General features: G+C 48.6%; 6 protein-coding genes. 5 read left to right on the top strand and 1 reads right to left on the bottom strand.

Annotated elements, in window-relative coordinates; translation table 11 throughout:
- Window positions 1-1,725: a sensor histidine kinase gene (locus KJW29_RS22900; protein ID WP_214626345.1), complete on the bottom strand. Its 1,725-nt coding sequence runs from the start codon at window positions 1,723-1,725 to the stop codon at window positions 1-3.
- A gap of 211 nt (window positions 1,726-1,936) precedes the next feature.
- Between KJW29_RS22900 and KJW29_RS22895 the strand changes: the two genes are divergently transcribed.
- From KJW29_RS22895 to KJW29_RS22875, 5 genes are all read left to right on the top strand, one after another.
- On the top strand, window positions 1,937-3,634 hold the full coding sequence (locus KJW29_RS22895; RefSeq protein WP_214626344.1) for an extracellular solute-binding protein: 1,698 nt from the start codon (window positions 1,937-1,939) through the stop codon (window positions 3,632-3,634).
- A gap of 96 nt (window positions 3,635-3,730) precedes the next feature.
- Window positions 3,731-4,627: an ABC transporter permease gene (locus tag KJW29_RS22890; protein ID WP_214626343.1), complete on the top strand. Its 897-nt coding sequence runs from the start codon at window positions 3,731-3,733 to the stop codon at window positions 4,625-4,627.
- 24 nt (window positions 4,628-4,651) lie between these two features.
- A complete protein-coding gene (locus KJW29_RS22885) occupies window positions 4,652-5,536 on the top strand; it encodes a carbohydrate ABC transporter permease (RefSeq protein ID WP_425517445.1) in 885 nt (294 codons plus the stop codon).
- Between the two features lie 34 nt (window positions 5,537-5,570).
- Window positions 5,571-7,589: a hypothetical protein gene (locus KJW29_RS22880; RefSeq protein ID WP_214626342.1), complete on the top strand. Its 2,019-nt coding sequence runs from the start codon at window positions 5,571-5,573 to the stop codon at window positions 7,587-7,589.
- Window positions 7,590-7,604: 15 nt separating this feature from the next.
- The gene (locus KJW29_RS22875) at window positions 7,605-12,956 is read left to right on the top strand and encodes a DUF4838 domain-containing protein (RefSeq protein ID WP_214626341.1); all 5,352 of its coding nucleotides are present in this window, start codon (window positions 7,605-7,607) and stop codon (window positions 12,954-12,956) included.
- Window positions 12,957-13,011: the final 55 nt, after the last annotated feature.

Raw genomic sequence — 13,011 nt, 5'->3', positions numbered from 1 at the left:
TTACTGCTTCATTTTGATTATTACGCATAAGCCGCCAAGTTGAGATCTGCAGAAACTCAGGCCGCAGTCATGTCCGAACGTAAGCTGCAAACGGCGATGTACATTGATTAATCCAGTCGGTTCTTCCTGTGGCACGACAGTCGCTGTGAGTTGGGCGGACATGGCGGCGATCCGGTCATCATCGATGTTCGTTCCGTTATCCTCAACCATTACGCTCACGATGTTATCCTCCCGTTCATAGTGGATCCATAATTCCCCTTGCGAGGTGTGAGCGGCGAGCGCGTATTTATAGGCATTCTCGATAATCGGCTGAATAATCAGGCGCGGTACAAGCGCTTTTCCCAACTGGTGGGGGAGCGGCTCTATCTCTACGTCAATACGATCTCCGTAGCAGATGGTCTGAATATCTACATAGGTCTTCGTATGTTTCATTTCTTCTTCCATCGGTATCAGGTCTTCTTCATTCTTCGTGATGAATCGATAGTAATCGCGTAAGTGGTAGTTAAATGCAGCCGCTTTGTCATATTCCTTATCCGTAATTAAGCCGCCCATAATAAAAAAGCAATTATATAGAAAGTGTGGATTGATTTGTGCCTGGAGCCTTTTTAATTCAGATCTTTGCGAGCTGATTTCCTTTTCGTACACTTCATGAATCAAAATGTTCAACTGGGAGACCATACGGTTAAATCCTGCAAATAAATAATGAAATTCGTCTCGAGTCGCTTTCACTGCAACTGGCGCAAACCGGCCTTGCTCCACCTTGCGAAAAGCGGAAACAAGCACTCGGAGCGGATTATGAATAATTCTGTATAAGGTTAAAGCGAGCAGAATAATCGCAGCAATCGATAGGACGAGAATGACCCATACCCACTTTTCATAGCTCCTCAGCTGACCCCAAATATTCTCCTCCGGAATATAGACGAACAGAGATAAATCGAGCTTGTCCGATGTAATAAACGATTTCCAATAGGTTGTCGTCATCAGCTTTACAGAGCCTGCTCCGGAAAGAACGTCCCCTGTTCGATCATGCTCGGAAAGCACTTTCAGATTTTGCAATATCGTATCATCCTGGGCGCTGGAAAGCATCCAGTCTTCCGACCTGTGGATCAGCAGAAAATCGCCTTGCTGCGGGCTGACGATATTACGCAAGCTGTCTTTTAATTGATCGGCAGAAAGCTCCATCATAACCACAAACAAGGGTTGGCGCTCGAAATTGATGTCGATTGGATAACGCATGCTCAGGAATAATCGCCCGTCCTCCAATTGAAAGATTCGGCCAGGGTCTACGTTTCTGGACAGTCTGTCTACCTCATCGGGATTATCAAGCTTGTTATAGTCGTACACGCTGTTAGGGGTGATCATCTTATTCATAAGGGGGAAGTAAATCATTGGTTTGTTTACAAAAGTGCTGGATGACCTGACCATAATCAATCTTTTTTGTAAAACTTTAACTTTATCTTGCAAATCCAATGCGTGCAGGTTTTCTGATACACCGATGAGCATCGGGTCCTTGTCTACCGTAAATTCATAAAATATTTGGGAGAGGCGGTTGATTTCCTGTTCAAGATTTTGCATATAAAATGCGTTTCGGCTGTTTACCGAATGGCTGATCTCCGTATGAATGCTTTGCGAGCCCTTTACGTTCATCAGCAGCGTCATTGCGTAGAACGGCAGTAAAACACCCAAAAAGACGAGGGTTAGTTTGATGAATATGGATATTCTCATACAAACGACACTCCCTCCGCTCTGACAGTAGAACCATCATAAGAGTTTTTCCAAAGGATCGTCAAGTTATAAACAGGCTGACTGACGAAGCTATTGAAAGTAGTTTATAGATGTATATAAAAGTTTAGGAAAGCTTATGGTTGTAGGAGAGTTCTGAGTATATAGTAAAGATCAGTCAGACAGATGTACAACAATTTAAGGGGGAAATGATATGAGTCTCAGCAAAACAAAAAGGTTTGCGCTTTCTTGTATGGTCGCCTTGCTTCCGGTAATGGCGGCATGCAGCGGCACGAATGGGGACAAGCAAGGACAAAATGACGCAACATCGAAACCGGTAGAATCGGCTCCGGCTGTTGAAGAAAAAATCGATATGAATAGTAAATATGATCCTCCGATTACATTAACGACGTTTAGAGGCAACGTGCCTGAGTATTTTTATCCAGAGGAAACGATGGATAAAAACGCCATCTACGATGCTTATGAAAGAGATTTGGGAATTACCCTTAAAAATAATTGGGTTGTGGACAGCAAGGAGTACCATTCCAAGCTCAAGATCAGCATCGCAGCCAATGACCTGGCGGATTTTTTCTTGGTATCGGCTGAGGATTTAACGACTTTGGTCGAATCCGACATGGTCATGGATTTGACGGAAGCGTATGAGAAGTATGCCGATGAAAAAACAAAAAAAATGTTGACATCCGACGGCGGTAAACAAATGAAGTCTGCGACTTTTAACGGGAAACTAATGGCAATCCCGCAGACGAACAGTCCTTTCAACAGCGCGGAAATGGTGTGGGTGCGCAAAGACTGGCTGAAAGAAATGAATCTGCCTGAACCGAAGACGATGCAGGATGTATTGGCCATTTCCGAGGCGTTCGCGACGAGAGACTCCGGCGGCAAAGGGAAAGTGTTCGGTCTGGGACTGAATAAGGAAACGATAAGCCAACCGTTGGGCTTTCTTAACGGTTACCACGCATATCCTGGGCAATGGGTGAAAGACAGCTCGGGGAAATTGGTTTATGGCAGCATACAGCCGGAAGTAAAGACCGCATTAAAACAACTGCAGGATCTTTATAAAGCCGGACAGATTGACCCGGAAGCGGCTGTTAATGACGATGCAAGAAATGTGGAATATATAGCAAACGACCGCTTGGGCCTGATTTTTGGACAGTTCTGGTACAGCGCTGCCTTGCAAGACGCAGTTGTCAAGGATAATAAGGTGACGCAGGACTGGGGAGTGTACATGATCCCTTCCATTGACGATAAACCCGGCATGACGCAAGTATCGGCAACGGTAAACTCCTTCTATGTCATCAACAAAAATGCAAAAAATCCGGAAGCTGTGTTCAAACTGCTGAATCATTGGGTTGGCGTTTTGACTGGAGGATTGCCAGCCGAAGGCGAACCGCGCGCTGTTTACAGCTTTGGTAAAGAACTGAAAGAGACAGGGAAGGAAGTATGGGCCGTCAATCCGCTTGTGGTCCTCCTGCAAGATCTTTACATTCAGGGCGGGGAACACATCACGGAAGCGCTCAAGACGAATGACCCTTCGGCAATCGAGTGGAGCGGTGACCTTAAGAACCGGTATGAGCAGCTTAAAAAATATGAAGCGGGAGATACGACCTTCTGGCTGCAAAGCAAAATAGCCGGCGAAGAAGGAGCATTTACCAGAATGTACGAGTATTTCAAGGAGGACCGCTATCATTTCAATGAGTTTTATGGCACCGCAACTCCAACAATGGTCGAACGCGATGAGTTGTTAAAGACGAAAGAGAAGGAAATGTTTGCGAAAATCATCATCGGCAGCGCCTCCATTGACGAATTTGATAAATTTGTCGAAGAATGGAACAAACTGGGCGGAGAAAAGATTACGGAAGAAGTAAATGAATGGTATGCAAACATGCAGTAACAGGATGGAGTGAGAGCATCGGGATGGGCGAGAAGATGTGAATAACCGTCTTCTCGCCCGCTTGCTTTCAGTAACGTAGAGGAAGGAGACAGAGAAATGATTGCCGCAGTGAAAAAATATTGGCCTCTGCATCTGATGATTCTGCCTGGTTTTTTGCTGGTTCTCGTTTATAGCTACGGACCGATGGCCGGTCTGATCATTGCGTTCAAGAAGTTCATGCCGAACAAAGGAATTTGGGGTTCGCCCTGGATAGGGTGGGATAATTTCGAATTTGTTCTCTCCCTCCCGGACACTTCGCAGATTATTCGCAATACGATTATTATTGCTTTAATGAAGATGATAGCCGGAATGATTGTACCCATTTTCGCAGCCCTTATGCTTAATGAAGTTCGAAAAGCGGTTTTCAAGCGGACTGTTCAGACTTTAATTTATTTGCCCCACTTTCTGTCGTGGATTATTTTGGGCGGCATTCTGATTGATATTTTGTCTCCCTCTCAGGGGATTGTAAATAAGTTGCTCGGAGTATTCGGGGTGGACCCGATTTTTTTTCTCGGCGATAATCGCTGGTTTCGTTTTACATTGGTATTCTCCGACATTTGGAAGGAATTCGGCTTCAGTACAATCGTGTATTTGGCTGCGTTGACGAGCATAAATCCGGTGTTGTACGAGGCCGCAGAAATAGATGGAGCAAATCGTTTGCGTCAGACCTGGCACGTTACATTGCCTGGAATGCTGCCGATCATTGTGCTGCTCGGTACGCTTAGTCTTGGAAACGTGCTTAACGCCGGCTTCGATCAGGTGTTCAATTTGTACAGCATACCTGTATACGAGACTGGCGATATTATCGACACCTACGTGTACCGTGTCGGCATCCAGAAAGCGCAGTATGGCATTGCTACGGCGATAGGCTTGTTTAAGTCCGTTGTTTCCTTACTATTTATATCATTGTCCTATGTCTTAGCCTACCGATTTGCGAATTATCGCATCTTTTAGAACAGCGTATTAGGGGGGAATATAGTGGCTGTTAAAGTATCAAAAAGTTATCGCCTGTTTACCATCATAAACAATGGCCTGTTGTTGCTTCTGGCGATTACATGCGTCCTTCCTATGCTCCATATTTTGGCCTTGTCTTTCAGTTCCGCTTCCGCCGTAACCGCCGGAGAAGTGACGTTCTGGCCTGTAGATTGGACGACTGCCGCCTATGAGAATGTATTTGGAAAAAAAGAATACCTGGTTGCATTTTGGGTGTCTATTAAACGGGTCGCGATCGGTGTAACGATCAACATGCTGCTGACCATTTTGATCGCCTACCCGCTGTCGAAGGAAAATAGCCAATTTCCGGGGAGAACGATTTACGCCTGGTATTTTGTTTTTACGATGTTGTTCAGCGGCGGGCTGATCCCATGGTACATGATCATTAAGGATACAGGGTTGCTGGATACCATCTGGGCGCTTGTCATTCCTTCTGCTGTCCCGATCTTTAATGTCATTATTCTGCTCAACTTTTTTCGAGGTTTGCCTAAGGAGCTTGAGGAATCTGCAAAGCTGGACGGCGCGGGATATTTTACTGTACTGTGGCGGATTTTCGTTCCGCTCTCCATGCCGGCGTTGGCTACATTGCTTTTGTTTGCTGTAGTTGGTCATTGGAACAGTTGGTTTGATGGTCTGATTCTTTCGAATCGTACCGAACATTATCCGCTGCAGAGCTTTCTGCAGACCATTATTATCAAATTGGACCCCGCTTATTTGACGCCCAAGCAGGCAGAGTTGAATGCGCTGATGAATAATCGGACAAGTCGGGCGGCGCAAATTTTTGTAGCGGCTTTTCCGATCTTAATCATTTATCCGTTTCTGCAACGATTTTTTATCAAGGGAATTGTGTTGGGCAGTGTAAAAGAATAAAAACCTGGTGGATATTGGGGAAAGGATTGGAACAATGAACAATTCGAACACTAAACCGGAGAAGGTGCAATATATTTTGCGCCCTCTATTTACCATTTTGCAGGATGATGCGCTGTGGAAGTCATTTATGGCCTATGCCAAAAACATTCGCGCTGATGCGGTTATGGCGTTCAGCACGCATTTGGAAGCCAATCATCCGAGTCTTGAGAGTCTGCGGGAGCGTCTGCCTTTGATGGCTAAACGGTTCGCCGAAGTTCGCGCTGCCGGGATGAGCCCGATGGTCAACTATTACGTGACTCTGGGTCATGCCAATATGCTGCCTGCCGAACATGCCAAGGCATTTACGGATATGGTCGATGGGAAAGGCAGAGTCGAACATGGCTGTCCGTGTCCGCTTTGTCCGGAATTTCGTTCCTATATTTACGGGGCCTACAAGCTGTTTGCCTCGCTAGATGTCGATGCGGTATGGATCGATGACGATTTTCGATTGTTTGGCCGCGCTCAAACGGACTCGTTTCTATGCTTCTGCGATCGGCATATGGAGGCGTTTTCCAATAGAATGGGAGTTGCATATGGCCGTGATGAAATCAACGAGGCGTTGCGAAAGGACCCTCTAGGATGCACGCCTGTGGAGTTGCAGCTTCGTCGCGACTGGCGGGCGTTCCAGGAGGATATTCTTGTCGAGTTTGGCGTTCTGCTCCGCGAGGCATGCGAATCAGCCAATCCTGATATTCAGATGGGATTGATGACCAATACGATTGAAATGATGCTGCGTCACGGTCGTCATTTGGATGCCGAGATCAAAGCGCTCAGGACAAAGAACAAGCCGGAACCGCATATCAGACTCGGCGGCGCCAGTTATACCGACGAGCATCTGCCGGGCATTCTTGATCGTTGCGTGACGTTTGACGCGTTGGCTGCCATGATCACGGAGCCCAGCCAACTCAGCTCCGAAATCGAGCAATTCCCTTGGACCATTGGAGGGAAATCCGCACGCGCTCTTGCTTTGGAGCTTTATGTACTGTCTATAAGCTTCAGTCCGCGATTGACCTTAAGCATTAACGACGGCTTCCTGGGTTTTGATGACGTGTCTGGCAATTATCAAAAAACGTTGGGACCTTTAAAAGCTTATTTGCAAGCTGTCTCCAATGCTGTGTCCGGGAAAGTGCGAAGAGGAACATCGCTGCCTTTCCCTAACGAGCCTGATGTGATCGCTGGCATGGATTTAAGCGACGAACCGTCAATGCGGTTTAATCATTCGCTTACCCGTATCGGTATACCTGTTGCTCCAGGCAGTCATACACCGACATTGATCACAATGAAAGAGGCGATGGCTTATCCGGAAGAGACATTAACGTCCTGGCTGGAAAAAGGAACAGTGATCACTTCCGAAGCCTATTATCATCTGTGCAAGCGAGGTATCTTGAGGAATAGTCCGATCCGCGTAGAGAAGGGGGATATGTCGCATCGAACCACAGTCGAGCGTATCGTTGCTCCCCATGCGCCGGATTGGTTGCGAAACAAGGACGTAATCGCTTGGCTTTATATGCCGATGCACTCGGAATATATTCTGTCGGCAGAAGAAGGCGCCGAGGAATGGTCGGAGATTTATGATAACCTCGGCAATCGACAATCTTCAGGGGTCGTAGTGACGAGAGAACCATATCCAATGGTGGTTGTGCCGCATACAGGGGGCTTGTTGAAAGAGACAGGGCGACAATGGCTGTATCAACAAATCATGTCCTATCTGACAGTAGGCGAATTCCCGGCCATGGTCGAATTCGGCGTCAATATTTATCCAGTATGGTGGGAAGATGATAAAGAAGTGCTGCTTGGACTCGCCAACTTCAGCTTGGAGACATACCCGTCTCTTGCTCTTTGGATTCCGACTCGTCGCAAGCTTGCTAAAGTGGAACAGCTCTCTCGCGAGGGGGTATGGACAGAAGCCGATGCAAGCGTTACTGAACATCCGGATGGCGGCGTTCGTCTTACCTTGCAAGGAAACAGCGTGCCCGATCATGCATCATTCGAAACTTATCGCTTTATATTTTGAAGGGAGGGTACAAGAATGACAAAGGCGATCAATCGGCGTTTGTTGCCGATCGTAATCGTAGTGAGTATGGTGGTATCGCTATGGGGGCAAGTTGCCGAGCGTGCAGCAGCAGGCGAGGAAGTCAGCGTTCAATCGGATCTGACCGGACATTGGGCGGAGGATACGATGACGAAATGGGCGAATAACGGACTGTTAACCGGAGACGGCGCAGGAAATTATCGCCCGAACGATGCGATATCGCGAGCAGAGTTCGCAGCGCTTATCCATCGCGTATTTAATTTGCCGGAGCAGGCGGCAGACGCCAATCCGTTCGCGGATGTAAAGAGCGGCGCATGGTACGCCGGCGCGATTGCGAATGTGTATGCCGCCGGCATGATTCAAGGAATGGGCAAGGGCTTGTTCGATCCGGAAGCTGCCATTACACGGCAGGATGCGGCTGTTATACTTGCGCGCGCTTTTCAATTGGAGGATGCCGCGTTTGCAGGGGAAAGGGCCGCCTTCAGCGATGAAGCGAACATTTCCGCTTATGCGTCTGCGGCAGTTGCTTCTTTGCACCACCGCCAATACATTAGCGGCAGAAACGGAAATCGCTTCGCTCCGCAAGAGCGCATCACAAGAGCAGAGACCGTGCGAATGATCAACAACGTCATGGGTTCTCTCGTTCGGAGTAAAGGGTCTTATGAGCGGGATTATGCAGGCAATGTGGTTGTGAGCACCGCCGACGTCGAACTGAAAAATCTCGTGATCGCCGGAGACCTCTACATTACGCAAGGTGTCGGCGAAGGAGATATTGTGCTGGACGGTGTAACGGTTAAAGGTAAAACATTTGTGTTCGGCGGCGGGAGCAACAGTGTGAAAATCAAGGATTCCCGGTTGACGGGGACACTTGTCGTAAACAAGCAAGACGGCCCGGTTCGGATTTTTGTCTCCGGCGCAACCCGTATTGCCAATGTTCTCATGCTGAGCGGAGGTTTTCTGGAAGAAGGAGAACTGACCGGCGCGAGCGACGGCTTTAACGGCGTGGAGGTCAATGTAAGGGATTCCGCCCAATCGCGGGAAATCGTTCTGTTGGGCCGATTCGAGCAAGTTCACCAGGCAGGCGTCAGAGTCAATGTCGTGTTGAAAACGGGGACAATCGTGGAGACGTTTACTTTCGACGCGATCGCCACCGTAACGGGCGACGGGACGATTCACATTGCAAACATTTTTGTTAGCGGTTCCAATTTGAACAAATGGCCGGATAAAGTGAATTTCGGCAGTCAGATTACGGTGACGATCGAAGCAAAGTTGGTAGACAAGGATCGGCAGGGCAGTTCGTCCGGGTCGGGTGCGACTGCGCCGACAAATCCGGACCCAAGCCCGGAGCCGAGTCCAAGTCCGAGTCCTGAACCGGACACGGAGCTGAAAATCGTAAATGCGGGAAGCGCCGAAGCTGTGGTCGTCATCAGCGGCACGACCGACGACCAGACGAGAGAAGCCGCTCGCAAGTTGATCAAGTATGTCAAGAAATCGACGGGTGTTGAGCTGCCTTTGCTCGTTGATCGTCTGAATTCAGACAAAGTGACAGTCGAGAACGGAATGATTTATGTTGAGTACTTTAACACGCCCGCCACTCCGCCTGCTAAGTCGGATTTCACAGTACAGGCGATTATTGACGGCATAGCGACAGAAAATGAACGCCCGGCCGGCTTAACCTGGAATGAGGCTGCGAAGACGGCAGCATTGACTGTTGGGCGCGTCGAAAAGGCGAATGTGCAGCAATCTGTGAAATATCAGGTCAGAAACAAAGAGGGGGAAACGTTCTCCAGTCCGACGATCATCATTCCTGCCAATCCACATGGTTCATTGCTCAGGAACCCCTCCTTCGAAGCGGGATATGCGGGGTATTACAATGCTAAACCTTGGGAATATTGGAACGGCGGTTTCGAAGCGCCGGCCAGTCTCGTGGCGAGAAGCGCTGAACAAGCCAGAACCGGAAATTATAGTTTGAAATTGTCCGGAACGAGTCTAGTATGGCCGAACCAGAAAGTCTTGTTGACCGATTACGGACAGTATGAATACACGGCTTATTTATATACGCAGCAAGGTTCGACGACAAGCGGGACGGTCCAAATGTTCGTCAATCTTCAAGCGGAGGACGGCATGCAGCTGAAACAGTATTTGGGAACAGCCACGGAAACGACCGTGAGCAACGGCAATTGGGAACAGATGAAATTGACTTTTGAAATTCCCGAACAGATAGATGGGAAGCAAGTTGTAAACGCGCTGGTAGGATTTGAGGGCACGAATTTCGCTGCGGGTGAAGTCGTCTACATCGACGATGCAACTTTAGTCCATGCGGAAGCAATCGATCAAGATTCTCCCGTGAGCGGCAACGGAGAGCCGATCGAGCAGGATTTGCCCGAAGAGTACGAAGGGACTCAGATTTATGTCGGCAAGAAAGGCTTGTCTACTCAGGAGCAATCCACATTGCTTGATGGGATGGGGGCTGACGGATTTGTATTTCATCAGAGTGGTCAACGAATTACGATTGCTGGTAAGGCGGCGTGGGGAACAGAGTATGGTGTCGACGAATTTCTGGAGCGTTACGTAGGCGTACGCTGGTTAATGCCGGGGGAAGAATGGGAAGACGTTCCGCAGGCGACAAGCTTGGCCGTCCCGATAGGCGATAACGTGAGGCAAGAACCGACATTTTTCACTAGAAATTTCGAAGAACAACTTGAAGAGCTGCCTCTTCGTGCCGAGTGGGCGAGAAACTTGCGAATGCAAATGTATGGAGGCATCGAGTTCACACATAACTTATATCGAATGCTTCCAGTGGCCCAATACCCTCAATTTTATAAACCGAATGCGCTGGATAAAAATATAGAAACGGAACATCCTTGTTTTCAAGCAAACGGGATCGTCGCCGAATCGATCGATATTATTAATGCCTATTTCGATACACATCCGGAGGCTGCTTCCTACTCGTTAGGGATAAATGATACAACGGCATTTTGCGAGGCAGACCCTTCCGATCCTTCGGCCAAGCTGAACTCCATCGGAATGGTCGACATGTCGGATATTTATTTCGATTGGGTAGATCAAGTATCGAAAGGCGTCTTCGCCGAGCATCCGGATAAATATATTGGCACCTATGCTTACTTAAATGTTTACGATCCACCAACTGACGTGAAGCTTGATCCGAGAGTCGTCGTCTATATTACCGATGAGCGTGTCTCATGGGGAGATCCGGACATGCGGGAGACCGCATACGAATTGTCAGAATCGTGGACGCAAGTGGGGGCGACTGTAGCCTTCTATGATTACCTGTTTGGTTCGCCCTACGTGCTGCCGAGAACGCCGTTCCAACTGATGGCAGACCAATACCGGTATGCGGCTTCTATTGGAGTAGGTGCTTACTATAGCGAGCTGTATGCCAATTTCGGTGAAGGTCCAAAGCCTTACTTGTCAGCCAAACTGCAATGGGATCCGCAACAGGATGTAGACGCATTGCTTGAAGAGTGGTACGAACGGGCAGTTGGACCTGAAGCAGCGGCAGATCTTAAGGCTTACTATGCATTTTGGCAAAGATTTTGGGAGCAGGATATATTCGATACCGAATGGTATTTATCGTGGAAGAATGCACCGGAAAGACCTAACTTTATGCCTTTGCTCTCTCCGGATTATTTGAGAGACATATCGGAGAGCGATTTAGCTGCCAGCAGGCAGCTTCTTGAATCCGTTGTTGCCAAGGCGCAGACGCAGCAACAGAAGAAGCGGGCGCAAGACTTGCTGCGTATGTTTGAATTTTATGAGTTGTCGAAGCTGAGCTATGCGGACATGAAAGCCGAGATTGCCAAGCCGGCAAGTGAAGCTGAAGCGACGGATTTACTGAACAAAATACTGGACAGAATCGCCAAGATGGATCTAAGGAAGACGCTTGTTGCGGAATTTGCCGATTATATGACGTATGAGTTGTTTTACCAATATAAAGGCCCGCTTAATTGGGGAGTTGTTTCGAGCAAAGAAACAAATGCGCTTTCAAATTGGATAAAAACTCATCCAGAGGGCGATATCGTAGGACGTGTTGGACAACTGGCGGAAGAATCGCCTTCCTCAACCGTTCGGAATGCAATGAAGTTAATCTTGTTGTCAGTGGACGGAACAACCGTAAAAAATCCAGGCTTTGAAGACGGAATGACGGAGTGGTTCGATTTTCCTGATACGGTTGCCGAACTGACGAATGAGGCACACGCAGGAAATCAAGCTGTGAAGGTCAAAGGGAGCAGCGTCGAGCAAGATGTATTCGTTGAAAGCGGAAAAACCTATACACTTACATTCTATGCGAAAGCTTCGGATGCAACGGAGTTAAATTTGGTCGGCATGAATTTCTGGGACGTTCCCGATGTTGGACTGACAGGAGCCCACGTAACGGTTGACTCTGACGAGTATAAGAAATATACGATCACGTTTACGCCTCCTGAAGGTTTTTCCCATGCCACGATCGTCATTTACAAGCCAATTGGCGCTGGTTGGGTATATGCGGACGATTTTGCATTGACGGAATGGTTGGCTGATGATTTATCGTTAACGGCAGTAACCGGCGAGAACGGAACAGTGCAAGCCGTATTCAACAAGTCTCCGGAAATGGCGCCTGTTTCGGCAGATTTCACCGTACAAGCGATTGTCGACGGTCAGGAGGGGGCGGTGGAACATCCGGCCATTGTAAGCTGGAATGCGGCTGCGCATACGGCGACGCTAACCGTGCCGAGCGTGACCCCGGCTCAGTTGGCGCAATCCGTGAAATATCGGGTGACGTATAAGGGCGAGGACATGCTTGTGAGCCCGGAAATTGCCATCGCGGCTGACCCGCAAGCCTCCGTGCTGAAGAATACTTCCTTCGAAATCGGATATGGGGAGGATGCTCATGCCCGGCCTTGGCAATATGGGTGCGGCGGCCAACCGGCATCCTGTGTCACGGCGAGAAGCGATGAACAAGCCAGAACCGGACAACACAGCTTGAAGCTGTCCGGACAGATTTGGGCGATTTGGCCGAGCCAGCCTGTCTCGTTGACCAGCTACGGACAGTACGAATACAGCGCTTATCTTTATAAGCCGCCCGGCATGACGACAAGCGGGACGCTTCAGATGTTCGTAGTTATTCAGGCGGCGGACGGCACGCAATTGGGCTCGTATGCGGGACCGCTCATCACGTCAGCGACCGTCGGCAACGGCGATTGGTATCAGATGAAAATGACAGTCGATATTCCAGAGGAAATAAACGGGACGCCAGTCGCCAAGGCGCTAATCGGGATTGAAGCGTTGGATTTCGTCGGTGCCAACGAGACAGTCTATCTGGATGATATCACATTGGTAAAAAAGTGAATGGATAATCGGTTGTTAATCCAATGACTTAATCAGCAGTGGCTCACCATTAACG

The sequence above is a fragment of the Paenibacillus agaridevorans genome (assembly GCF_018604145.1).
GTDB lineage: Bacteria > Bacillota > Bacilli > Paenibacillales > Paenibacillaceae > Pristimantibacillus > Pristimantibacillus agaridevorans.
The sequence above is the reverse complement of the archived record's forward strand: the minus strand, read 5'-3'. Positions and strand labels throughout refer to the sequence as shown.